This window comes from Streptococcus sp. 27098_8_73 (assembly GCF_041432495.1).
In the GTDB taxonomy this organism is placed as follows: domain Bacteria; phylum Bacillota; class Bacilli; order Lactobacillales; family Streptococcaceae; genus Streptococcus.
In genome coordinates, this window is the sequence record NZ_JAPVZT010000002.1 from 128,379 (window position 1) to 152,903 (window position 24,525).

The 24,525-nt window shown below is 40.0% G+C and carries 19 protein-coding genes and 1 CRISPR repeat array; of the genes, 18 read left to right on the forward strand and 1 reads right to left on the reverse strand.

Features of this window, described 5'->3' with window-relative positions:
• Positions 1 to 127 precede the first annotated feature (127 nt).
• The 7 genes from cas9 to O3651_RS02010 all read left to right on the forward strand — a co-directional run bounded on the left by cas9 (position 128) and on the right by O3651_RS02010 (position 11,555).
• Positions 128 to 4,231: a type II CRISPR RNA-guided endonuclease Cas9 gene (cas9, locus tag O3651_RS01980; RefSeq protein ID WP_371609378.1), complete on the forward strand. Its 4,104-nt coding sequence runs from the start codon at positions 128 to 130 to the stop codon at positions 4,229 to 4,231.
• Positions 4,231 to 5,097, forward strand: a complete 867-nt coding sequence (gene cas1 / locus O3651_RS01985; RefSeq protein ID WP_371609379.1) for a type II CRISPR-associated endonuclease Cas1 — start codon at positions 4,231 to 4,233, stop codon at positions 5,095 to 5,097. Before cas9 ends, cas1 begins: the two co-directional genes overlap by 1 nt.
• Positions 5,094 to 5,438 carry a CRISPR-associated endonuclease Cas2 gene (gene cas2 / locus O3651_RS01990; RefSeq protein ID WP_371609380.1) on the forward strand — a complete coding sequence of 115 codons (345 nt, stop codon included), beginning with the start codon at positions 5,094 to 5,096 and terminating at the stop codon, positions 5,436 to 5,438. Before cas1 ends, cas2 begins: the two co-directional genes overlap by 4 nt.
• A complete protein-coding gene (gene csn2 / locus O3651_RS01995; protein WP_371609381.1) occupies positions 5,428 to 6,090 on the forward strand; it encodes a type II-A CRISPR-associated protein Csn2 in 663 nt (220 codons plus the stop codon). Before cas2 ends, csn2 begins: the two co-directional genes overlap by 11 nt.
• Positions 6,091 to 6,179: 89 nt before the next feature.
• Positions 6,180 to 9,249: a CRISPR direct-repeat array (repeat unit 36 nt; unit sequence GTTTTAGAGCTATGTTGTTTCGAATGGTTCCAAAAC).
• A 166-nt stretch (positions 9,250 to 9,415) separates the two neighbouring features.
• Complete coding sequence (locus tag O3651_RS02000; protein ID WP_371609382.1) at positions 9,416 to 10,057, forward strand: amino acid ABC transporter permease; 642 nt, start codon at positions 9,416 to 9,418, stop codon at positions 10,055 to 10,057.
• 8 nt (positions 10,058 to 10,065) lie between these two features.
• Entirely contained in the window at positions 10,066 to 10,695 is a 630-nt protein-coding gene (locus O3651_RS02005; protein ID WP_371609383.1) for an amino acid ABC transporter ATP-binding protein, read from the forward strand.
• Between the two features lie 11 nt (positions 10,696 to 10,706).
• Positions 10,707 to 11,555 (forward strand): amino acid ABC transporter substrate-binding protein, encoded by an 849-nt coding sequence (locus O3651_RS02010; protein WP_371609384.1) that lies wholly within the window; start codon positions 10,707 to 10,709, stop codon positions 11,553 to 11,555.
• Positions 11,556 to 11,562: 7 nt separating this feature from the next.
• On the opposite strand, the gene O3651_RS02015 is transcribed toward O3651_RS02010, so the two are convergent.
• Positions 11,563 to 12,753 (reverse strand): cation diffusion facilitator family transporter, encoded by a 1,191-nt coding sequence (locus O3651_RS02015; RefSeq protein WP_371609385.1) that lies wholly within the window; start codon positions 12,751 to 12,753, stop codon positions 11,563 to 11,565.
• Positions 12,754 to 12,902: 149 nt separating this feature from the next.
• On the opposite strand from O3651_RS02015, the gene pcrA reads away from it, so the two are divergent.
• The 11 genes from pcrA (at position 12,903) to O3651_RS02070 (ending at position 24,502) form a co-directional block, all read left to right on the forward strand.
• Positions 12,903 to 15,191, forward strand: a complete 2,289-nt coding sequence (pcrA, locus tag O3651_RS02020; protein ID WP_371609386.1) for a DNA helicase PcrA — start codon at positions 12,903 to 12,905, stop codon at positions 15,189 to 15,191.
• On the forward strand, positions 15,188 to 15,586 hold the full coding sequence (locus tag O3651_RS02025; protein ID WP_371609387.1) for an NUDIX domain-containing protein: 399 nt from the start codon (positions 15,188 to 15,190) through the stop codon (positions 15,584 to 15,586). Before pcrA ends, O3651_RS02025 begins: the two co-directional genes overlap by 4 nt.
• A 98-nt stretch (positions 15,587 to 15,684) precedes the next feature.
• Entirely contained in the window at positions 15,685 to 16,965 is a 1,281-nt protein-coding gene (locus tag O3651_RS02030; RefSeq protein ID WP_371609388.1) for an O-acetylhomoserine aminocarboxypropyltransferase/cysteine synthase family protein, read from the forward strand.
• A 98-nt stretch (positions 16,966 to 17,063) separates the two neighbouring features.
• A complete protein-coding gene (locus O3651_RS02035; protein WP_371609389.1) occupies positions 17,064 to 17,990 on the forward strand; it encodes a glycosyltransferase family 2 protein in 927 nt (308 codons plus the stop codon).
• Positions 17,991 to 18,044: 54 nt separating this feature from the next.
• A complete protein-coding gene (locus tag O3651_RS02040) occupies positions 18,045 to 19,253 on the forward strand; it encodes a beta-carotene 15,15'-monooxygenase (protein ID WP_371609390.1) in 1,209 nt (402 codons plus the stop codon).
• Positions 19,254 to 19,376: 123 nt separating this feature from the next.
• The gene (rfbD, locus tag O3651_RS02045; protein ID WP_371609391.1) at positions 19,377 to 20,231 is read left to right on the forward strand and encodes a dTDP-4-dehydrorhamnose reductase; all 855 of its coding nucleotides are present in this window, start codon (positions 19,377 to 19,379) and stop codon (positions 20,229 to 20,231) included.
• Positions 20,232 to 20,344: 113 nt separating this feature from the next.
• The gene (locus O3651_RS02050; protein WP_371609392.1) at positions 20,345 to 21,622 is read left to right on the forward strand and encodes a lipopolysaccharide biosynthesis protein; all 1,278 of its coding nucleotides are present in this window, start codon (positions 20,345 to 20,347) and stop codon (positions 21,620 to 21,622) included.
• 6 nt (positions 21,623 to 21,628) lie between these two features.
• Positions 21,629 to 22,621: a glycosyltransferase family 8 protein gene (locus tag O3651_RS02055; RefSeq protein WP_371609393.1), complete on the forward strand. Its 993-nt coding sequence runs from the start codon at positions 21,629 to 21,631 to the stop codon at positions 22,619 to 22,621.
• Positions 22,622 to 22,657: 36 nt separating this feature from the next.
• Positions 22,658 to 23,374, forward strand: coding sequence for a glycosyltransferase family 2 protein (locus O3651_RS02060; protein ID WP_371609394.1), 717 nt, complete (start codon positions 22,658 to 22,660; stop codon positions 23,372 to 23,374).
• On the forward strand, positions 23,374 to 23,733 hold the full coding sequence (locus O3651_RS02065) for a DUF2304 domain-containing protein (RefSeq protein ID WP_371609395.1): 360 nt from the start codon (positions 23,374 to 23,376) through the stop codon (positions 23,731 to 23,733). The genes O3651_RS02060 and O3651_RS02065 overlap by 1 nt, the downstream gene beginning before the upstream one ends.
• Positions 23,723 to 24,502, forward strand: coding sequence for a glycosyltransferase family 2 protein (locus O3651_RS02070; protein WP_371609396.1), 780 nt, complete (start codon positions 23,723 to 23,725; stop codon positions 24,500 to 24,502). The genes O3651_RS02065 and O3651_RS02070 overlap by 11 nt, the downstream gene beginning before the upstream one ends.
• Positions 24,503 to 24,525: the final 23 nt, after the last annotated feature.

Consider the following 24,525-nt stretch of genomic DNA (forward strand, 5'->3'; position numbering starts at 1 on the left):
TTACTAGAGATCATTTAGCAATTCTAACTGAGTTAATAAAGTTTATGAAAGGTTGTATTGACTTAATCAAAGCTCTCATTTCTTAATTTTTTAAAATTATAACTTAATACAAAGGAGGTTTGTATATATGGACAACAAAAATTACTCTATCGGACTTGATATCGGAACAAACAGCGTCGGATGGGCCGTCATTACAGATGACTATAAAGTTCCATCGAAAAAGATGAAAGTTCGGGGTAATACTGATAAACACTTTATCAAGAAAAATCTAATTGGAGCTTTGTTATTTGATGAGGGGACTACTGCCGAGGATAGACGTCTCAAACGAACAGCACGCCGTCGCTATACTCGCAGGAAGAATCGTCTTCGCTATCTTCAAGAAATCTTTGCTGAGGAAATGAGCAAGGTGGATAGTAGTTTCTTTCATCGATTGGATGACTCCTTTTTAATTCCTGAGGATAAGAGAGGAAGTAAATATCCTATTTTTGCTACCTTGGCAGAAGAAAAAGAATACCATAAGCAATTTCCAACTATCTATCATTTGAGAAAACATCTGGCGGACTCAAAAGAAAAAGCGGACTTGCGCTTAATCTATCTGGCATTAGCTCATATGATTAAATACCGCGGACATTTTTTATATGAAGAATCTTTCGATATTAAAAACAATGATATCCAAAAAATCTTTAATGAATTGATAAGCATTTACGACAACACATTTGAAGGAAGTTCACTTAGTGAGCAAAGTGTACAAGTTGAAGCAATTTTTACTGATAAAATTAGTAAATCTGCAAAGAGAGAACGCGTTCTAAAACTCTTTCCTGATGAAAAGTCCACTGGTTTGTTTTCAGAATTTCTCAAGCTAATCGTAGGAAATCAAGCTGATTTCAAGAAACATTTTGATTTAGAAGATAAAGCTCCACTGCAATTCTCTAAAGATACCTATGATGAGGATTTAGAAAACCTGCTTGGGCAAATTGGAGATGACTTTGCAGACCTTTTCGTGGCCGCTAAAAAACTCTATGATGCCATTCTTCTATCAGGAATCTTAACTGTCACAGATCTATCCACTAAGGCACCGTTGTCAGCATCTATGATTGAACGCTATGAAAATCACCAAGAAGACTTGGCAGCTTTAAAACAATTCATCAAAAACAATCTTCCAGAAAAATATGACGAAGTTTTTTCTGACCAATTTAAAGATGGGTATGCTGGATATATCGATGGTAAGGCCACACAAGAAGCATTTTACAAATATATCAAAAATCTTCTCTCTAAATTCGAAGGAGCAGATTATTTCCTTGAGAAAATTGAACGTGAAGATTTCTTGAGAAAACAACGCACCTTCGATAATGGTTCTATTCCTCATCAAATTCATCTTCAAGAAATGAATGCCATTCTCCGTCGGCAAGGAGAGCATTATCCATTTCTGAAGGAAAACAAAGAAAAGATTGAAAAAATCTTAACCTTCCGTATCCCTTACTACGTCGGACCATTAGCTCGTGGCAATCGTGATTTTGCTTGGCTGACTCGAAATTCTGACCAAGGAATTCGACCTTGGAATTTCGAAGAAATTGTTGATAAAGCAAGCTCTGCGGAAGACTTCATCAATAAGATGACTAACTATGACTTGTATCTGCCAGAAGAAAAAGTTTTGCCTAAACACAGTCTCTTGTATGAAACATTTGCTGTCTATAATGAATTAACAAAAGTAAAATTTATTGCAGAAGGATTGAGAGACTATCAATTCCTTGATAGTGTACAGAAAAAACAAATTGTCAATCAATTATTCAAAGAGAAAAGAAGAGTAACCGAAAAAGACATCATCCAGTATCTACATACTGTTGATGGCTACGATGGAATCGAACTAAAAGGAATTGAAAAACAATTTAACGCAAGTCTATCTACCTACCATGATCTGCTCAATATGATCAAGGATAAAGAGTTTATGGATGACCCTAAAAATGAAGAGGTCCTTGAAAATATCGTCCACACTTTAACGATCTTTGAAGATCGTGAGATGATTAAGCAACGCCTTGCTCAATATGACTCCATCTTTGATGAAAAAGTGATCAAGGCACTGATTCGCCGACATTATACCGGTTGGGGAAAACTCTCTGCCAAGTTGATTAACGGCATCCGTGATAAAAAAACCGCCAAAACGATTCTTGATTATCTGATTGATGATGGCTACAGCAATCGTAACTTTATGCAGTTAATCAATGATGATGGACTTTCTTTCAAAGAAATTATCCAAAAAGCACAAGTGGTTCGTAAGACAGACAATGTGAAGCAAGTTGTCCAAGAACTTCCAGGAAGTCCGGCCATTAAAAAGGGAATTTTGCAAAGTATCAAGATTGTTGATGAACTTGTCAAGGTTATGGGCCATACCCCTGAATCCATTGTGATTGAAATGGCACGAGAAAATCAGACAACTGCTAAGGGAAACAGTAAGTCACAACAACGTTTCAAGAGACTTTCAAATGCTATTTCTGAACTCGGAAGTAACATTCTAAAAGAACATCCAACAGATAACACTGAGCTCCAAAACGACCGACTTTATCTCTACTATCTCCAAAATGGAAAGGATATGTATACTGGGAAACCTCTTGATATCAACCAACTGAGCAGCTATGACATTGACCACATCATCCCACAAGCCTTTATCAAGGATGATTCTCTTGATAATCGTGTCTTGACGAGTTTAAAGGATAATCGTGGCAAATCTGATAATGTCCCAAGTCTTGAAGTAGTTGAAAAGATGAAAACTTTTTGGCAACAATTGTTGGATTCCAAATTGATTTCTTACCGTAAATTTAATAATTTAACCAAGGCTGAACGAGGCGGGCTAGATGAACGCGATAAAGTTGGCTTTATCAAACGTCAGTTGGTTGAAACTCGTCAAATCACAAAACATGTTGCACAGATTTTGGATGCCCGCTTCAATACAGAAGTGAATGAGAAGGATAAGAAGAATCGCAACGTCAAAATCATCACTTTGAAATCCAATCTAGTTTCCAACTTCCGTAAAGAATTTAGGTTATACAAGGTTCGGGAAATCAATGACTATCACCACGCGCATGATGCCTATTTAAATGCAGTAGTTGCTAAGGCTATCCTTAAGAAATATCCTAAACTAGAGCCTGAATTCGTCTATGGTGACTATCAAAAGTACGATCTTAAGAGATACATCTCCAGAACCAAAGATCCTAAAGAAGTTGAAAAAACAACTGAAAAGTATTTCTTCTACTCAAACTTGTTGAACTTCTTTAAAGAAGAGGTGCATTACGCAGACGGAACTATCGTAAAAAGAGAGAATATCGAATACTCCAAGGATACTGGAGAAATCGCTTGGAATAAGGAAAAAGATTTCGCTACAATCAAAAAAGTACTTTCACTTCCGCAGGTGAATATTGTGAAGAAGAGGGAAGAGCAAACAGGTGGCTTTTCTAAAGAGTCCATCCTTCCTAAAGGAAATTCTGATAAGCTAATCCCTCGAAAAACAAAGGATATTCTTTGGGACACCACTAAATATGGGGGATTTGATAGCCCCGTTATCGCCTATTCGATCCTGCTCATAGCTGATATCGAAAAAGGGAAAGCGAAAAAACTGAAGACTGTCAAGACTCTAGTTGGTATTACCATCATGGAGAAAGACGCTTTTGAGGATAATCCAATAACTTTCCTTGAAAATAAAGGCTATCATAATGTACGTAAAGAAAACATCCTCTGCCTGCCTAAATATAGCTTATTTGAGCTGGAAAATGGTCGCAGACGCATGTTAGCAAGTGCTAAAGAACTTCAAAAAGGTAATGAAATAGTGCTTCCAGCATATTTAACAACCTTGCTCTACCATGCTAAAAACGTCCATAAACTAGATGAGCCAGAACATTTGGAATATATTCAAAAACACCGAAATGAATTTAAAGATTTATTAAATCTTGTATCTGAGTTCTCTCAAAAATATGTCCTCGCCGAAGCGAATCTGGAGAAAATCAAGAACTTATATGCAGACAATGAGCAGGCAGACATAGAAATCCTAGCAAATTCATTTATCAATTTGTTGACCTTCACTGCTTTGGGTGCTCCTGCTGCCTTTAAATTTTTTGACAAAGATGTTGATCGGAAACGATACACAACTGTATCTGAAATCCTCAACTCCACCCTCATCCACCAATCCATCACTGGTCTCTACGAGACTCGGATTGACTTAAGCAAACTAGGAGAAGACTAATGGGATGGAGAACCGTTATAGTCAATACGCACTCTAAACTTTCTTACAAGAACAATCACTTGATTTTTAAAGATGCCTCTCGGACAGAGTTGATTCACCTGTCCGAGGTGGACATCCTACTTTTGGAGACGACGGATATCGTTCTCTCCACCATGCTGATTAAACGTTTGGTGGATGAAAATATTCTGGTCATCTTTTGTGATGATAAACGCTTGCCAACTGCATACTTAATGCCCTACTACGGTCGGCACGATTCCAGTTTACAACTCTCTCGGCAAATCACATGGAACGAGGAGGCTAAAGCACAAGTTTGGACCACCATTATTGCACAAAAAATTCTCAATCAGGCTTTTTATCTGGGGAGTTGTGGTTTTCTAGAAAAATCTCAATCCGTCATCGATCTCTATCATGGTTTGGATTTATTTGATCCTAGTAACCGTGAAGGGCACGCAGCTCGGATTTATTTCAATACCTTGTTTGGAAATGATTTTGGCCGTGAACAAGACAATGATGTCAATGCTGCCTTGGACTACGGTTACACCTTAATTTTGAGTATGTTTGCGCGTGAGATTGTGCTATCTGGCTGTATGACCCAGTTTGGCTTGAAACATGCTAATCAGTTTAATCAATTCAACCTAGCTAGCGATATTATGGAGCCTTTCCGTCCGATTATTGACAGAATCGTCTATGAAAATCGAAATAGTTCTTTTGTCAAAATCAAGCGAGAACTTTTCACTATTTTCTCGGATACCTTCCACTACAATGGTAAGGATATGTACCTGTCCAATATCGTCAGCGACTATACTAAGAAAGTCATCCAAGCTCTCAATCAACCTGAGAAAGGAGTTCCTGAGTTTAGGATATGAGTTATCGATATATGCGTATGATTTTAATGTTTGATATGCCAGTTGATACCGTAGAGGAACGTAAGGCCTATCGGAAATTTCGGAAGTTCCTCATAGATGAGGGATTTATCATGCACCAATTCTCCATCTATAGCAAGCTCTTGCTCAACAACTCTGCTAATAATGCTATGATTGAGCGACTCAAAACTCATAACCCTAAAAAAGGAAACATTACTCTCTTAACCGTTACAGAAAAGCAGTTTTCTCGCATGATTTACTTAAATGGTGAGCGAGATACCAGCGTAGCAAACTCCGATGCCCGTTTAGTTTTTCTAGGAGAGGAGCCTAGAGATGAAGATTAATTTCCCGCTATTAGATGAACCATTAGCTATTGAAAATGCAACCTTTTTAGTCCTGGAAGACCAGCTTACCTTTTCAACTATCGTCAAGCAGTTCTATCAATACACTGATGAAGGGGAGTTGAAGTTGTTTGATAGAAATCTAAAAGCTCTGAAAGAGCCTGAGTTACTAGTGATAACGGATGTCTTAGGATACAATCTCAACTCACCTGCTATGCTCAAGCTGATACATGCTGATCTAGAAAATCAGCTTAATGACAAACCAGAAGTCAAATCCATGATTGAAAAGCTGGTAGCTACGATTACAGAATTACTGGCATTTGAGTGCTTAGAAAATGAACTAGACCTAGAGTACGATGAAATCACCATTCTAGAGTTAATCGATGCGCTAGGGGTCAAAGTTGAAACTCTGAGCGATACACCTTTTGAAAAGATGCTAGAAATTATCCAAGTTTTTAAATATCTTTCCAAAAAGAAACTCCTTGTCTTCATCAATGCGACCGCCTATCTATCAAAGGATGAGTTAGTAAATCTGATAGAGTATATCCAACTCAATCAACTAAGAGTCTTATTTATCGAACCTCGAAAAGTTTATGATTTCCCGCAGTATGTGTTGGATCAAGACTATTTCTTGAACCCTGAAAATATGGTATAATAAGAGTAACAATTGGAACCTGACGAACTGAAGTCTAGCTGGGACGAATGGCGCGATTACGAAATTTCGTGAGAAAAATTTTCTCCGAGGTTTTAGAGCTATGTTGTTTCGAATGGTTCCAAAACCAATGATGATGAGCTGGTGACGGAGCAATTGTTTTAGAGCTATGTTGTTTCGAATGGTTCCAAAACTAGGGCAGCTGAAAAGTATGTAAAGCTATTGTTTTAGAGCTATGTTGTTTCGAATGGTTCCAAAACGAGGAATGTACGATGTGTTTATGGAGGGGCGTTTTAGAGCTATGTTGTTTCGAATGGTTCCAAAACATCAACAGCGGTAAGGTGTTTGGTCGGCGTGTTTTAGAGCTATGTTGTTTCGAATGGTTCCAAAACAATAAATTATCTTGTCCATGATTATTGTTAGTTTTAGAGCTATGTTGTTTCGAATGGTTCCAAAACTCACAAACACAATCAATATGTTGTCTACTGGTTTTAGAGCTATGTTGTTTCGAATGGTTCCAAAACACTATGAGGCAAGCTTGTCAGATGACTATTGTTTTAGAGCTATGTTGTTTCGAATGGTTCCAAAACTTACCTAAATGTTAGCACGGATTATCTCCTGTTTTAGAGCTATGTTGTTTCGAATGGTTCCAAAACCTGAGTGACCGAGAAATCTTCCCATTCTTCGTTTTAGAGCTATGTTGTTTCGAATGGTTCCAAAACTCAAAAATACAAATCCGAATTCTGCCTACCGTTTTAGAGCTATGTTGTTTCGAATGGTTCCAAAACAGTTGAAATCAAGGCTCGATGAGCTTGGTGGTTTTAGAGCTATGTTGTTTCGAATGGTTCCAAAACTCAACTTTAATATCAAATTCTCTCATATCAGTTTTAGAGCTATGTTGTTTCGAATGGTTCCAAAACTGGTTACAAGCTCCGCCTATGTGATATGTAGTTTTAGAGCTATGTTGTTTCGAATGGTTCCAAAACACTACCTAGATGTTAAAGGCGCTGGTATGAGTTTTAGAGCTATGTTGTTTCGAATGGTTCCAAAACATGTGTTTAGAACAGACGCTCCTTACCTTTGTTTTAGAGCTATGTTGTTTCGAATGGTTCCAAAACGCTGTTCGTGAAGCTGTAAGCATTTTTCTTGTTTTAGAGCTATGTTGTTTCGAATGGTTCCAAAACACCAGATAAGTTGCGTCCAGCGATACTAGAGTTTTAGAGCTATGTTGTTTCGAATGGTTCCAAAACACTTAGGACGCTCCATTTGTTGGAACATACGTTTTAGAGCTATGTTGTTTCGAATGGTTCCAAAACTGAGGAGATTGCCGAAAATGTTATGATGTTGTTTTAGAGCTATGTTGTTTCGAATGGTTCCAAAACGTTATTTAATTAGAGGGAGATATTTGTAAGGTTTTAGAGCTATGTTGTTTCGAATGGTTCCAAAACTTTCGCAGATATTGAAATACCACCAGTTGTGTTTTAGAGCTATGTTGTTTCGAATGGTTCCAAAACGTAAAGTGCGTGCTAATCTGGACAAGGATAGTTTTAGAGCTATGTTGTTTCGAATGGTTCCAAAACATCATTGATGGTATGACGGATGCGGGTATTGTTTTAGAGCTATGTTGTTTCGAATGGTTCCAAAACCTTGCCGCTGCCGGGCTTATCCGTGGACGAGTTTTAGAGCTATGTTGTTTCGAATGGTTCCAAAACGAGTGTTATCCGAAAACGGACGATGAAACGTTTTAGAGCTATGTTGTTTCGAATGGTTCCAAAACAGGAATTGTTGATTGCTTCAGATGAGGAGAGTTTTAGAGCTATGTTGTTTCGAATGGTTCCAAAACAGCCTTATTCCAAGTGAAATATTCTCTTAGGTTTTAGAGCTATGTTGTTTCGAATGGTTCCAAAACTAATCTTGTTCCCCTTGTCCACTATGTGGTGTTTTAGAGCTATGTTGTTTCGAATGGTTCCAAAACTCAATGTTATTGCTGCTATCGCAAAGGAATGTTTTAGAGCTATGTTGTTTCGAATGGTTCCAAAACCTGGAACGTGGTCACATCCTGAAAAATGGTGTTTTAGAGCTATGTTGTTTCGAATGGTTCCAAAACCAAGAAATTTAGAAATGCTGATGAGGTCATGTTTTAGAGCTATGTTGTTTCGAATGGTTCCAAAACTCTATGAAAATAAAGATATTTTGGAGGTCAGTTTTAGAGCTATGTTGTTTCGAATGGTTCCAAAACTGGTCGATGTTAAGAATGCTGTATCTGAGAGTTTTAGAGCTATGTTGTTTCGAATGGTTCCAAAACCAGTTATAAAGTCAGTTTCATAAGTGGCGGGTTTTAGAGCTATGTTGTTTCGAATGGTTCCAAAACCTCACAATGTCAATCATCGTGTTTCTTCAAGTTTTAGAGCTATGTTGTTTCGAATGGTTCCAAAACGGTATTTTTGAAAAATAGTCTTCCCTCGATGTTTTAGAGCTATGTTGTTTCGAATGGTTCCAAAACACGCCCTACATTGTCTCGGAATAGTCGAGGTTTTAGAGCTATGTTGTTTCGAATGGTTCCAAAACTCCACAATAACTGTGTCGTACTTAAAGCTTGTTTTAGAGCTATGTTGTTTCGAATGGTTCCAAAACGGTGGGAATGTGGTAGATGAGGACATGGCAGTTTTAGAGCTATGTTGTTTCGAATGGTTCCAAAACCTGGCTTCAAAGGTGATCAGAAGCTTGCTCGTTTTAGAGCTATGTTGTTTCGAATGGTTCCAAAACGTAGCAGACATTTCACTGCTATACTTAGCAGTTTTAGAGCTATGTTGTTTCGAATGGTTCCAAAACCCAATCAGTATGAAAGTGAAACCAGTAGACGTTTTAGAGCTATGTTGTTTCGAATGGTTCCAAAACGTTATTTAATTAGAGGGAGATATTTGTAAGGTTTTAGAGCTATGTTGTTTCGAATGGTTCCAAAACTATTGGAGTATTTCAATATTCTTATACTCAGTTTTAGAGCTGTGTTGTTTCGAATGGTTCCAAAACACAGCTGGCCAAGAAATCAACTATGATGGCGTTTTAGAGCTGTGCTGTTTCGAATGGTTCCAAAACCTACAATGATGGGGATGATGATTTTAAAATGTTTTAGAGCTGTGCTGTTTCGAATGGTTCCAAAACCGCTCCAAAGAGCCCTACATAGTCCAATAAATCCGATTCTTGAAAGGAGAGTCGGATTTTAATTTTATTCGATTTCGATTTTTGTACTATAAATTTTTTGTAATTTCTGGTTGTATTTTTTTAAAATTCTGCTATAATGGTAAAATATTTATTTAGGAGGAAGAGAATGAACTATATTTTGGAAATTTTACCCAGTCTTCTAAGTGGAGCAGCAACTACCTTGCAAGTGTTTGCTTTGGTCTTGGTTTTTTCGATTCCTTTGGGAATTATGCTGGCATTTTCGATGCAAATTCGCTTGAAGCCCCTGCAATGGCTGCTTAATCTTTACATTTGGATTATGCGAGGGACGCCGCTTTTATTGCAGTTAATCTTTATTTACTATGTGTTGCCAAGTATCGGTATTCGGCTGGATCGGATTCCTGCAGCGATTATTGCCTTTACACTAAACTACGCGGCTTATTTTGCGGAGATCTTCCGCGGAGGCATTTCTTCCATTCCGACTGGACAGTATGAGGCTGCGAAGGTTTTGAAATTTACTCCTGTTCAGACGATTCGCCTGATTATTTTGCCGCAAGTCGTAAAAATTGTGCTACCTAGTGTCTTTAATGAAGTCATGACTTTGGTGAAAGACACCTCTTTGGTTTATGCTTTAGGCATTTCAGATTTGATTTTGGCTAGTCGTACAGCGGCCAACCGAGATGCTAGTCTGGCACCGATGTTTGTTGCAGGCTTGATTTATTTACTCTTAATCGGTCAGGCCACCTTGATTGCCAAGCAGGTCGAAAAGAAATTTAGTTATTATAAGTAGGTGCTATTATGTTAGAATTACGAAATATTAGTAAAAAATTTGGTGATAAGCAGATTCTAAAGGATTTTAATTTGATTGTGCCTGAAAAGCAAGTGTTGGCCATTGTTGGACCTTCTGGCGGAGGGAAGACGACCCTTCTGCGAATGCTGGCAGGTTTAGAGACAATTGATTCGGGACAAGTGATTTACAATGGAGAGACTTTGGATGTCACTGAGCTTGAAAAGCGCAATCTTCTAGGCTTTGTTTTTCAAGATTTTCAGCTCTTTCCTCATTTGTCTGTCTTGGAAAACTTGACCTTATCACCAATACATACAATGAACGTTTCCAAAGAAGAAGCTGAAGAGAAGGCGCAGGGCTTATTGGCTCGCTTAGGCTTGTCCGAGCATGCCAAGGCCTATCCTTATTCGCTGTCAGGCGGGCAAAAACAGCGGGTCGCTTTGGCTCGTGCTATGATGATCAACCCAGAAATTATCGGATATGATGAGCCGACTTCTGCCTTGGATCCTGCCTTACGCTTGGAAGTAGAAAAACTCATCCTCCAAAATCGAGAAATGGGGATGACACAGATTGTGGTCACACATGATTTGCAGTTTGCGGAAAACATTGCGGATTCTATTCTCAAAGTCACACCAAAATAAGGGAGGCCCAGATGAAACTAAAGAATATTCTTTTGGCCTGTTTGACCTTGATCCTAACTTTTCTGCTTGGTGGTTGTAGTTCCAATGTCAGTGATCCCAGCTTGGATAACTGGAGTAAGTATGAGGAGAAAAAACAGATTACAATTGGCTTTGATAATACCTTTGTCCCCATGGGATTTGAGCAAAAAGATGGCACTTATGCAGGATTTGACATTGATTTGGCCAACGCTGTTTTTGAGGAATATGGAATTAAGGTGAAATGGCAGCCGATTGATTGGGATATGAAAGAAACAGAGTTGACCAACGGTACAATTGACCTCATCTGGAATGGCTATTCCGCGACGGATGAGAGAAGGGAAAAGATGCAATTTACCATTCCTTATATGAAAAATGAGCAGGTTTTGGTCAGCAAAAAATCCTCTCATATCTCACAGGCCAGTGATATGGCAGGAAAAGTATTGGGTGCACAAGCAGGATCTTCTGGCTACGTAGTTTTTGAAATCAATCCTGAAATATTGAAAACCATTGTCAAAAATCATGCAGCTACTCAGTATCAGAGCTTTAACGAGGCGTTGATCGACTTGCAAAACGACCGGATTGATGGGCTCTTGATTGACCGTGTTTATGCCAATTATTATCTGACAGAAGAAGGAATTTTAGATCAATATTCAGTTTTTTCCGTTGGATTTGAGAGCGAGGACTTTGCGGTCGGGGCTAGAAAGGCGGACCGTACTTTAGTTGAAAAAGTAAATGCTGCTTTCGGGAAATTATACCAAGAGGGGAAATTTCAGAAAATCGCTGAAAAGTGGTTTGGAGAGGATATTGCGACAGACCAAGTGAAAGCATATAAAAACAACTAGCAGAAAGCTAGTTGTTTTTTCGTGTTTCTTGGTGAAAGATATTTTGCCAGACTTCGTGGCGGCGCCAGAGGCTAGTATGGATTACATCTCCGATTTGATAGCGAATCAGCTTGGTCTTTTGGCTGACAGATGTAATTTCTAAATTTTTGATAGGAGAGGTTTGAGCTCTCTCTAGTTGAAATTCCTCTTTGTTTAGCTGGCGACCATCTTGGGAAATGTAGACAAAATCAGAGGAAAGAAGTGCCTCCAATTGACTGCCTTGGTCGACTAATTGCTCACGCATAAGGAGCTTTTGATAGACATTATCCAGAATCTCATCTTCAGGAATCGGAGCTGGCTCAATATGAATATCAATGTCGAAGACGCCAAAGTTCTCCTTGAGCATGTCCTCCACCTGGTCAGCGATTTCATGGCTTTCAAATACAGAGAGGTCAGGGTTCATTTCCAGTATAATATCCAAATAGATATTGCTACCATAGGTGCGACCACGCTGGGACTTGACGCGTGTGATTTTAGGGATTTTCAAAATAGCGCGCTTGTAATCGTCTAAAAGGTCCTGATCAAAGCCATCTGACAGGCTGAAGGAGGACTCTATGAAGATGTCATAGGCTGTTTTTAGAATGAAAAACGTAATAACGATGGCTGCTAGCTTATCAACGATAGGGAATTTCAGGGAGCTGGCAATAATGGCAACAGATGTGCCCAGAGAAGTGATAGCATCCGAGAGATTATCTTTGGCGGCTGCATCCAGAGCTTTGGATTTCACTCTTTTGGCTAGATTTTTATTGTAAAGATAGACACCAAACATGATGATAGCTGATACAATTCCGACAACAGCACCCACAGGATCAATCAAGGTTTCTTCCTTGTTAATGATTTTTTGAGCCGTATCAATGAGGACATTGAAGCCGACAAAAAACATGATGAAAGAGGTAATCAGACTGGCCAGATCTTCAATCTTCCAATGCCCGAAGCGGTGATCCTTATCCGCTGGTTTTCGTGCCATGCGTAGGCCAATTAGGACTGCTAGATTGGCAACGATATCGGAGACGTTGTTGAAACCATCCGCCGTCAAACTGGAGGATGTCAGTGCTGCACCTGCAATGATTTTTGTAACGGATAGGCCAATGTAGGTGGCAATTGCTAGGAGAGCGCCTCGTTCGGCAAGTTTGAGATTGTCGCTTGGATGATTGCTCATGGTTGCCCCCTTCTAATCTATTATTATTATAACTTTTTCACACTTGGATTTCAAATGAGGTAGTTGCCTTTTCGATAACAAATTCACTCGAATTTTGATATAATGGAAGCATTGATTTTCAGTTTGATGTTATATTGAAAGGATAGAAGATGAATCCCTTATTAAACGGTATGAATGACCGTCAGGCCGAAGCGGTCCAGACGACAGAAGGCCCCTTGTTGATTATGGCGGGGGCTGGTTCAGGAAAGACTCGTGTCTTGACTCACCGCATCGCCTATTTGATTGATGAGAAGATGGTTAATCCTTGGAATATCCTTGCCATTACCTTTACCAATAAGGCGGCGCGGGAGATGAAGGAACGAGCAGCAGCGCTCAATCCAGCCACCCAAGATTGCTTAATCGCCACCTTCCACTCCATGTGTGTACGTATCCTGCGGCGAGAAGCAGATCATATCGGCTACAATCGCAACTTCACCATTGTTGATCCAGGTGAGCAGCGAACTTTGATGAAACGGATTCTCAAAAACCTCAATCTGGATCCTAAAAAGTGGAACGAGCGCGCCATTCTAGGGACCATTTCCAATGCCAAGAACGACCTGATTGATGAGGTGGCCTATGCAAATATGGCTGGTGATATGTACACAGAGATTGTAGCCAAGTGCTACACGGCCTATCAAAAGGAATTGCGCCAGTCTGAGGCCATGGATTTTGACGACTTGATCATGCTGACTCTGCGACTTTTTGATCAAAATTCTGACGTCCTGACCTACTATCAGCAACGTTACCAGTATATCCATGTGGACGAGTATCAGGATACCAACCACGCTCAGTACCAGCTGGTCAAACTCTTGGCTTCTCGCTTCAAGAATATCTGTGTAGTCGGGGATGCTGACCAGTCTATCTACGGCTGGCGGGGAGCCGATATGCAGAATATCCTGGACTTTGAAAAGGACTATCCAGAAGCTAAAGTTGTTTTGCTTGAAGAAAACTATCGCTCGACTAAGACCATCCTTCAGGCGGCTAATGAGGTCATCCGAAACAATCGCAATCGCCGTCCGAAAAATCTCTGGACTCAAAATGAAGACGGTGAGGAAATTGTCTACTATCGGGCTAATGACGAGCAGGACGAGGCTCTTTTTGTCGCTCGAACTATTGATCAGCTGAGCCGAGAAGGCTACAGTCATAAGGATTTTGCGGTCCTTTACCGGACCAATGCCCAGTCACGGACGGTGGAGGAAGCCCTGCTCAAGGCCAATATTCCCTACACCATGGTCGGTGGTACCAAGTTCTACAGCCGTAAAGAAATCCGCGATGTTATTTCTTACCTCAATCTCATTGCTAATCCTAGCGACAATATCAGCTATGAGCGCGTGGTCAATGAGCCCAAACGTGGTGTCGGACCGGGAACGGTGGAGAAAATTCGGGTTTTTGCGTCCAGTCAGGAAATCTCTTTGCTGGAGGCGTCAGCTAATATCATGCTGTCACCAGTCAAGGGCAAGGCAGCTCAGGCAGTTTATGAGTTTGCCAATCTGATACTAGATTTGCGGGATCGTTTGGATGACTATAGCGTGACTGAACTCGTCGAGCTTGTTCTGAAAAAAACAGGTTACTCAGCAGCTTTGGCAGCTCAGGCAACCTTGGAAAGCCAAGCTCGGATTGAAAATATCGAAGAATTCCTGTCTGTGACCAAGAATTTTGACGAAAATCCAGATAATCCTGCTGATGAGACAGGTCTGGACAAGCTTAGCCGTTTTCTCAATGACTTAGCCTTGATCGCAGACACAGACGACGGAGATCAGGAGAGTTCTGAAGTAACTCTGATGACCCTACACGCAGCCAAGGGACTAGAGTTTCCAGTTGTCTTTCTAGTCGGTATGGAGGAAAATGTCTTCCCTCTGAGCCGAGCTTCTGAAGATGAGGATGAGCTGGAAGAGGAGCGGCGTCTGGCCTATGTCGGCATCACCAGAGCAGAGAAGATTCTCTATCTGACCAATGCTAATTCCCGCCTGCTTTATGGTCGTACCAACTACAACCAGCCGACCCGTTTCTTGAGAGAAATTAGTTCCGACTTGCTAAACTATCAGGGACTGGCTCGACCGGCAAACAGCTCCTTTAAGGTTAGTTATACCAACAGCGATACTAGTAAATTTGGTCAGGGCATGAGTCTAGCCCAGGCTCTACAAGAGCGGAAGCGTCAGGCGGCACCTAGTTCGATTTCTACAAACAGCCTGCCTTTTGGAAAGAGCAGTCAGAGCCAGCCATCTAAGCCAGAAGTTGCTTGGGCTATCGGGGATATTGCCCACCATAAGAAATGGGGCGATGGGACTGTTCTGGCAGTCTCTGGCAGCGGCAACAGCCAAGAGCTCAAGATTAATTTCCCAGAAGTCGGTCTGAAGAAAGTGCTGGCCAGCATAGCACCGATTGAGAAAAAATCATGATGAGGCAGTCGATTGAGGCCTGGCTCTATCATCCAGAGGATCGGGAAATCTTGCTCTTGAAAGTTGAAAATGAGAAAGTTTCCTTTTGGCAGCCCATTACTGGTGGGATTGAGAGTGGTGAGAGCCCAGAAGAGGCCTGCCTTCGTGAAATAAAAGAGGAGACTGGCTTGGTCTTAGATTGTTCAAATCTGACTAATCTTGGAAATTTCACGGTAAAGATTGATGAAAATCTGTCCATCCATAAAGATCTCTTTCTAGTTCTGACTGAACAGAAGGAAATCCAGATTTCTGATGAGCATGTGGGAGCTCAGTGGATAGCTTTAGACAAAGTTTCGTCGCAGTTGTACTGGCCTAGCAATCAAGCGACTTTTGAGATTATATCTGAGAAGCTATGAGATATAGCTTCTCTTTATTTCTTTTGATAAGGAAATTCTATTAGTCAAGCGAGACGTTTAGTGGTAGACTTATCACATAACTATAGTGAGGTGACCTTATGACACGTGAATTCAAATTTGAAACCCTGCAGCTTCATGCCGGACAGACAGTTGACCCGACAACCAAGTCACGGGCTCTGCCTATTTATCAGACAACTTCCTATGTGTTTGACGATACTCAGGAGGGAGAGGATCTATTTGCCTTACGAAAATCGGGCAATATCTACACTCGGATTACCAATCCGACCCTGTCTGCTTTTGAGGAGCGGATTGCGGCTTTGGAGGGCGGAGTTGGAGCACTAGCGACAGCTTCTGGTATGGCGGCTGTTACCTATACCATTTTAGCCTTGGCGCATGCTGGCGACCATGTAGTGGCAGCCTCCACCATCTACGGGGGCACCTTTAATCTGCTCAAGGAAACCCTGCCTCGCTATGACATTACCACGACTTTTGTTGATATTGAAAATTTAGCTGAAGTAGAAGCAGCCATTCAGGACAATACAAAGTTAGTTCTGATTGAAAGCTTGGGCAATCCTTTGATTAATATTCCTGACTTTGATGCTTTGGCAGAGCTGGTTCATGCTCATAAAATTCCGCTGATTTCTGACAATACCTTTGCTACCCCATATCTAATCAATGTTTTTTCTCATGGTGTGGACATTGCGGTACATTCTGCGACTAAGTTTATTGGCGGTCACGGGACCAGCATCGGCGGTGTGATTGTGGACAGCGGTCGCTTCGACTGGGAAGCTTCTGGCAAGTTTCCGCAGTTTGTGGACCCAGACCCGAGCTACCACGATATCAGCTATACGCGCGATGTCGGAGCAGCAGCTTTTGTCACCGCCGTCCGGACCCAGCTCTTGCGCGATACGGGCGCAGCCATGTCTCCCTTCAATGCCTTTCTCTTCCTGCAGGGGTTGGAAACTCTCTCTTTGCGTGTAGAGCGCCATGTGTCCAATGCCGAGAAGATTGTGGAATTCTTAGCAGGGCATTCTAAGGTCGAGCAGGTCAATTATCCCAAGCTTGCTGACAGTCCATATCATGCTTTGGCAGAAAAATATTTCCCTAAAGGCGTGGGCTCAATTTTCACTTTTAATGTCAAAGGTGGGGAGAAAGAGGCTCGTAAGGTTATTGACAGCCTAGAGATTTTCTCTGACTTGGCCAATGTAGCAGATGCTAAGTCTCTGGTTGTCCATCCAGCTACGACGACTCACGGACAGATGTCTCCAGAGGCTCAGCTGGCAGCAGGTATTACGCCAAATCAAATCCGTCTCTCTATCGGCTTGGAGAATGTGGATGACTTGATAGAGGATTTGAGAATAGCCTTGGAATCCATCTAATTTTCAGGGTCTCTAGACTGAGCAAATAAGATTAAAACTAGGTTTTCGCCTAGTTTTTTGTTATAATGAGAGATATTAAAAAATAGCAGGTAATCAAAATGACAATTTCAGTGATTGTTCCGTGCTTCAATGAAGAAGAGTCTATTCCTCTATTTCATGAAGCCATGGAAGCGGTGAAATATCAAATCCGTGACCAGTTTGAATATATTTTTGTCAATGACGGATCAACGGACCGGACCTTGACTGTTTTGCGTGAGCTCAGCAGCCGCTGTCCAGATGTGCACTATCTGTCCTTTTCTCGTAATTTTGGAAAAGAAGCAGCGCTTTACGCTGGTTTACAAGAGGCTAGTGGAGATTTAGTGACGGTCATGGATGTAGATTTGCAGGATCCGCCCGAACTCCTGATTGAGATGAAGGCCATGCTGGACACAAATCCTGAGCTGGACTGTGTAGGAACCCGTCGCACGACTCGAGAGGGCGAGCCGCCTATCCGAAGCTTTTTTGCCAATTTGTTCTACAAGTTGATTAACAAGATTAGTCAGGTAGAGATGGTAGATGGAGCGCGGGACTTCCGACTGATGCGCCGCCCGATGGTAGATGCTATTTTAGAAGTTTCAGAGTACAATCGCTTCTCCAAAGGGATCTTTGCTTGGGTGGGCTTCAATACCGAATACTTGGAATATAAAAATGTCGAGCGAGTGGCTGGTAAGACCTCTTGGAATTTTTGGTCTCTATTTAACTATTCTTTAGAAGGCATCGTCAATTTCTCTGATGCGCCGCTCAACATCGCCTTTTTAGGAGGTATCCTGTCTTGGATTTTAGCCTTCATCCTGATGGTAGTAATTATTATCCGTACCTTGGTTTTTGGGGATCCGACATCGGGCTGGCCGTCCCTTATGACCGTCATTCTCCTTCTTGGAGGCTTCCAGCTGCTGACCATCGGTATCCTAGGTAAATACATCGGCAAAATCTTCATGGAAACCAAGAAACGCCCTGTTTATGTGATTAAGGAGAAGAGTAAGTGAACCTTTGAGAGAGTTTTTAGGACTTGAGTAGCCTATATTAGCTGAGGAGAGATTGTGAAAAATAAAAAAATTAATATTGTCTTATGCTTATCTTCGTTTATTTATGCGATACAGTTTTATATCAATAATAAAATTACCCCAGTAGGAGACCAAACAGCCTTTTTAGAATATGCTAAGGAATTTCATTATAATTATTTATTCTTTGGGATTGATCGTTATTTTACTTGGAGCAGTAGACTGCTCATTGAGTCAGCTACCTTATTATTTTCCGTTCACGAAAAGCTGTTTATAGCAGCAGCCTTTCTGACAACGTTGCTTTTGGTTTATGCTTTAAGGAAGCTGACCCCTTCCTTGCCTTGGCTGCCAGCTTTACTAATTTTTATATTCCTTCCGGCAACGGAATTTTTAAGTGCGGGTTCTATTCCGACCTATGTCAACTACATTTTCCCTGCTTCCTTGTTGCTTTTTGCACTTTTTTTCAGAGAATCTAAAAATATTTGGGTTAATATAGCTAGTCTTTTGTGCTTTTTAGTTGCTATCATGCAAGAACAATTAGCTGTCTACGCTTTTTTGTGGCTTCTGTTTGAAACTGTCCTTGCGAAGAAAGATAAAAAACCTTTACTGGGTAATCTATGCTATTTGGCACTGAGCGCTTTAGGAATCTTATCAGCCAAGCTGTCTCCGGGGAATGCTCTGCGTTTGGAAAAGAACATTGTCAGTTGGTTCCCCAACTTTCCGAATTTGAATATCTTCCAAAAGCTTGGGCTTGGCTTTCTGGAGACAGGGGATAATCTGCTTTCTACGTCCTTTGCCTTTGTGATGGTCTTCTTGTTTGTGCTCTTTGTTTATGCTCTTCATAAGAAAAATGTAACAGCCATAGCTCTGAGCGGTTTTGTTATGTTCAATATTTTTTCGCAAAAAATGGGCTGGAATACTATTTTGGGTACCTTAACAGGTATCAGTAAAGCAGCCAGAGAATCAGGGACATTTTCTTTTAATATTACTTATCTGAGCGCGGTAGCTTTTTATGGCTTGCTGCTATTAATGATTCTTTACGCTTTGTGGCTTGTAGTTTCAGATTTTAGAGAAAAACTATGGCTGACCTATTTGTTTGTAATTGGCTTTATTGGGCGCATGGTTATTTCATTATCTCCAACTCTCTACGCTTCAAGCACTCGAACCTTTTTGCCGCTGATGATAAGTCTATTCATTATTACTTGCAGATTGTTGTATCACTTATATACAGAATATCAAAAGGAATAAGAAACTATACTTTTGTGCTCCTACTGAATAGATTTTCCGATAGTGATTCGATCAAGCAGATTTTTTCTGCTTTTTTTGGTATAATAAATTCATCGAATTTTTATGATCTGAAAGGACAAACATATGATTTTAATTACAGGTGCGAATGGACAGTTGGGAACAGAGCTTCGCTATCTTTTGGATGAGCGTAATGAGGAGTATGTGGCTGTTGATGTGGCAGAAATGGATATTACCAATGCCCAAATGGTGGACAAGGTCTTTGCTGAAGTCAAGCCAAGCTTGGTCTATCACTGCGCAGCCTATACTGCAGTTGATGCGGCTGAGGACGAAGGAAAAGAGCTGGACTATGCCATCAATGTGACCGGGACCGAAAATGTGGCAAAAGCTGCAGAAGCACATGGAGCAACCTTGGTCTACATCTCAACAGACTATGTCTTTGACGGACAAAAGCCTGTCGGAGAGGAATGGGAAGTAGACGATCGACCAGATCCACAGACCGAGTATGGCCGTACCAAACGCATGGGTGAGGAGCTAGTTGAGAAATATTCCAGCCGTTTCTACATTATCCGTACTGCCTGGGTCTTTGGTAACTACGGTAAAAACTTTGTATTTACCATGCAAAATCTTGCCAAGACGCACAAAACTCTGACTGTAGTCAATGACCAGCATGGCCGTCCGACTTGGACTCGTACACTGGCTGAATTTATGACTCATCTGGCTGAAAACAAAAAGGAATTTGGTTATTACCATCTGTCTAATGACGCGGCTGAGGACACCACTTGGTATGACTTTGCAGTGGAGATTCTCAAAGACACAGATGTGGAAGTTCAACCAGTTGATTCTAGCAAATTCCCAGCTAAGGCTAAGCGACCTTTCAACTCAACTATGAGTCTGGCCAAGGCTAAGGCTACAGGCTTTGTCATTCCAACTTGGCAGGATGCTTTGAAAGAGTTTTACAAGCAGGATAAAAAACACTGATATCTATCAAAAGGACCGTTGAGTCCTTTTTTGATGGCTATTTAACAGTGGCTTTTCACATTTCATGGAAAGTATAGTATAATAAGAACTAGAACATAATTGGAGAAGACAGAATGTCCCAGAAATCAGAAATTTCACTACCGTCAGTTAAGAGCAATTATATATGGAACATGCTGGGGACAGTTTCATCATCGTTGATATCAGTCGTCTTGCTTCTACTTGCTTCTAGATTTCTAGATTCAAGAGATTCTGATATATTTAGTATTGCTTATGCTCTTGGGCAGCAATTCTTTGTTTTAGGTTATTTTCAAGTTAGAAATCTGCAATCTACGGATGTAAAAGAAAGATACCAATTTGCTTCTTATCATAACACGAGACTTTTTACGGTCTTTTTGATGATTTTTACATCGTTTATCTATACTCTATGGCAAGGGTATGATGTTTATAAATCTAGTATTATTTTATTGCTTGTTCTTTATCGGGCTATAGATGCGTATTCAGATGTTTTTCAAGGACTATTTCAGCAAAAAAATAGGTCAGATTTAGCCGGAAAGGTCCAATTCTATAGGAGTTGGATTTGTATGTTAATGTTTGCAATAGTTCTGTTGCTTACAAAATCATTGATGGTAGCTAGTATTGTTATTTGCTGTGCAAATTTCATTCTGACCTTCCCTTTAGATTTCAGAAACTGTAGATTGTATTTTTCTCAGGAAATGTTTTCTCCTAAACTCTATGATGACAGAAAAAATGTGTATTCTATTTTGAAAAATAGTTTCCCCTTGTTTTTAAATGGATTTTTGATAACGTATATCTATAATGAGCCCAAAATTGATATTGATTATCTTTTGACAAATGGCTATTTTCCATCTGGGATTCAAAGAGATTTTAATGTTCTATTCATGCCTGTCTTTGTCCTATCCCTTTTATTCTTCGTCCTGAGACCCTTGATTACACAGCTTTCTATTTATTGGAACGAGAAGAAATTTACACTATTTTTCAAACAGGTCAATACCCTAAATCTAGTAATGACTGTTTTAGGAGTTGTTATTGTTGTTTTGGGCTATCTGATTGGTACAGAAGTGCTTAGTGCTGTCTATGGTATCCAATTACAGGAGTATAAGCTTCCTTTCACTATATTACTTATAGGCGGTATTTTGAATGTTTTTGCTCTAGTAGTTGATATCATTATGACCATCTTTAGAAAACAGCATTATCTGATGATAGCCTATTTATTGACATTTGCTGTTTCAAAATTTATTACTTTACCATTTATCCACAACCAAAAATTGTTGGGAGCTGCCAATTCATTTTTAATCTCCATGTGCGTCTTTTATGCAACAAGTCTGATTATTTATGGCGTTGTTAAAAATCAGGAAAAAAGAAAGAAGTAGGATTCTATGAATATCTTATTTACATTAAATGATGCGTTCGTACCTCAAGTTGCAACCTGTATGTGTTCTATATTTGAGAATAATAAATCTGCTGAGGATATTATAGTATATTTAATTGGCGAGAGGATAAGCCAAGAGAATCAAAATAAATTAAAAGGATTCGCTAAAAGTTACGATAGAAAAGCTTGTATTATTTCTATCAACAATATCGCAGACTATATTGACTTTGATTTTGATACAAACGGTTGGTCTTCAATTATTTTGGCACGTCTTTTTTTAGATAAACTTCTTCCACAAGAAGTTGATAGGATCTTATATCTCGATGGAGATACACTAGTTCTAGAAGATTTAGGTTCATTGTATTATCGCGATTTAGGAGATAGGGTAATAGGTATGTGTCCCGAACCAACTGTGGATAAGTCAAGAAAGGAATTTCTAGCTTTGAAAGAGCACCCCTATCATAATTCGGGTGTCCTATTGATCGATCTAAAAAAATGGCGTAGGGAAGAGATTGGTAAAAAGGTTATAGAATTTTACCAATTTCACGAAGGAAAGCTATTCGCACCAGACCAGGATGCCTTAAACGGAGCATTGAAAGAGCAAATTTTTACCTTGCCAATTTCCTTTAATTATTTTAATATTTATGATGTCTATCCTTATAAAACGTTGAGTGAATTAAGTAAGCCAACTAAGTTTATGTCACAGGAAGATTTTAATCATTTTCGGAAAGCACCTACAATTATTCACTATCTTGGTGAAGAGAGACCTTGGCGGAAGGGGAATACACATAGGTTTAAAAAGGAGTACCTCTATTATCTACACAAAACTCCATGGAAGGATACACCAATGGAAGAAGGTTGGCAGCTGTATTTTGTTTGTTTTAGAATCTTTAATATTGTTATGAAGCCTTTTCCAATGCTAAGATATAAGATTATCAATTCCCTAATTCCGAGCTTTATGAAATATAGAAAAAAACAGTTGCAGAAAAACAAAAAATAATGCGACGACATGTTATAGAAAGAATAGATTAAATTAATGAAAGTTTTAATGATAATTCCTGCTTATAATGAGGAAGAAAGTATTTTAAATACGGTTATGAGCATTGTAGAATATCGGAAGAAAGTTGATTTTGACTTAGACTACGTAGTTATCAATGATGGGTCAGTTGACAGAACTAGGGAGATTTTGGACAGCCATCATCTGAATGCTATTCATTTGGTTATGAATTTAGGGATTGGTGGAGCTGTTCAGACGGGCTATAAGTATGCTCTTGAGAAGAATTATGATGTGGCCGTACAGTTTGATGGAGACGGCCAGCATGATATCGAGTCGCTGGATGCTTTGCTGGAGCCTATTCGTCGTCAGCAGGCTGATTTGGTTGTTGGTTCTCGTTTTATCGGTGACAAGTCTTCGGAATTTCAGACGACTTTTATGCGGCGATTTGGCATTACCATTATTTCAGCTTTTATTAAATTAACAACAGGTAAAAGGATTTTGGATACCACATCAGGCTATCGTTTGGCCAATCGAGACATTATTCGACAATTCGCTGCGCGCTATCCTATCAAGTACCCTGAACCAGAATCAATCGTCCATATCTTGAAGCGGAAATATAAAGTGGTGGAAGTACCAGCCAATATGTTTGAACGTGCAGGAGGAGTCTCTTCGATTACTCCGATTAAGTCCATTCGCTATATGATTGAAGTTTGCTCTTCGATCTTGATTGCTGCTTTTATGAAAGAGAGTGAATAATGTCCATTTTGTCTATTGTTATGCTAGTGGCTTCAGTCCTATTCCTGTATTTTGTCTTTCGGAATATCAATCAAAACAATATTTTGTTTGAGCAAGCCTTTATGTGGATTATTATTGGCTTTGTACTGATTGTCATCTCTATTTTTGATTGGATTCCAGTTTCGATTGCCAAATTGTTAGGCTTTGAACTGACCTCAAACTTTGTCATGTCCTTGGCCATCTTTTTCCTGCTGGTTATTGTTTTTTTACATACTATTTCCATTTCAAAGCAAAAGGAGCAAATCAAGCAGTTGGTGCAAGAACTGTCCATCATGAAGCAAAGAATGTCCAAGTTAGAGAGTAAAAAAGATGAAGAATAACCATACCTGGGTGATTTGCGCCTATGGCGAAAGTGAATTTTTAGAAGCTTGTATCCTGTCTCTGCAAGCTCAAACCTTGTCATCAAATATTATCTGCTATAGCTCGACACCGTTGGATTCAATCAAGCAATTGTGCCAGAAGTACGGTGTTCCTTTTTACACGAAAGAAGGCGGAGGTATCGGTAAGGACTGGAATAATGCTCTTTCCTTTGTTGAGACTTCTTATGCTACCATTGCCCATCAAGATGACTACTATGAGCCAACTTATTTAGAAGCAGTGATGCAGAAGATAGAGCAGTCTAAGGATATTCTCATTGCCTATACAGACTATTTTGAAGAGAAAAATGGAGTCAAAATTCCGGCTAATACTAATCTGAAAATCAAGACTCTCATGCTTAAAACCTTGAATCTGATGCCGACCAACCGTTTTTGGAGAAATCGGATCCTGGCCTTTGGCAATCCCATTTCCTGTCCGGCTGTGACTTACAATTTAGAGGCATTAAGGGATTTTCGATTTGATGAGGAAATGCGCGTGAGTCTGGATTGGTACGCTTGGTACAAGATTAGCGCCTATAAGGGTCGCTTTGCTTATATTTCTGAGAAGCTTATGTGCCACCGGATTCATGGAGAATCTGAAACAACCAAGACCATTTCAGATAATACTCGGACTAAAGAAGATTTGTTCATGTATCAGCTTTTCTGGCCAAAGTGGGTGGCTAATCTGATAAATAAAGCATACATGAAAAGTCAAGATGCTAACTCAAACTAATAGAGTTATTTACAAGGAAAGTA